Annotated in this window: 1 protein-coding gene; it reads left to right on the top strand. The window is 78.1% G+C overall.

Annotated features, from left to right (window positions below):
• The coding region (locus NWP10_RS12165; RefSeq protein ID WP_258301076.1) for a hypothetical protein at positions 1 to 864 on the top strand (864 nt) is incomplete at both ends.

Here is an 864-nt window from a genome sequence, read left to right as displayed (position 1 = left end):
GCCCCTGCCCCCGCCGCCACGCCCGCCCCCGCAGCCGCCACGCCCGCCCCTGCCCTCGCCACACCCGCACCCGCAGCCGCCGCCCCCACCCCGGTCTACCCGTCCGCCCCGGGCGGGCCGGCGCACTCGACCCCGCCGCCGTCGCTGGTCCCGCTGGACTCGGACGAGCACGGCTTCGGCGACCGCCTCGCTGCGGACGGCCGGGTGGTGCCGTCGCTGGGCATCCTCACGGAGAGCATCCACTTCGCGGTGCTCAACCCGGAGGAGCCGTACGTGGACCAGAACACGCTCATCATGCTGGCCCGCAGCCTGCCGCTCGAGGGCCGGATCGTCATGCTCACCGTGGACGTCGCGGACCCGGGCGCGGACGAGGCCGCCATGCGCGCGGACGCCGAGGCCACGGCCCGCGCCATGGTCCTGGAGTACCGCACGGGCATGCCCGAGGACCCGCCGAGCACCGGCCCGGACGGCTTCCCCCTGCTGGACCCGCCGTGGGTGATGACCACCGTGATGCTCCCGCCCGCGGACGACGACGGCGCCCTCGCCCCCGTCGTCCACCTCGCCACGGGCACCGGGGTCACCCCGGGCCCGGACCTGGTGTCCCGGCTGGAGGCGGACCTGCGCGACGCCCGTCCCGGCACCGAGCACACCGGGGCGCTGGAGGCGCTGGTGCGCACCGCCGTCGCGCACACGACGCCCTCGGATCAGGTCCGCGCCCTGGCGGAGGAGGACGAGGAGTCGCTGTTCGCGGACCGGCCGGCCTGGCAGTGGGCCGCGCTGGGGGCGCTCGTGCTGGGGCTGGTGGCCGTCGGGGTGCTGGCGCTGCGCCGTCGTCGCCGCGGCACCGGGACCGGCCCCGCCGAG

The organism is Micrococcus sp. HG099 (genome assembly GCF_024723355.1).
GTDB lineage: Bacteria > Actinomycetota > Actinomycetes > Actinomycetales > Micrococcaceae > Micrococcus > Micrococcus endophyticus.
The sequence above is the reverse complement of the archived record's forward strand: the minus strand, read 5'-3'. Positions and strand labels throughout refer to the sequence as shown.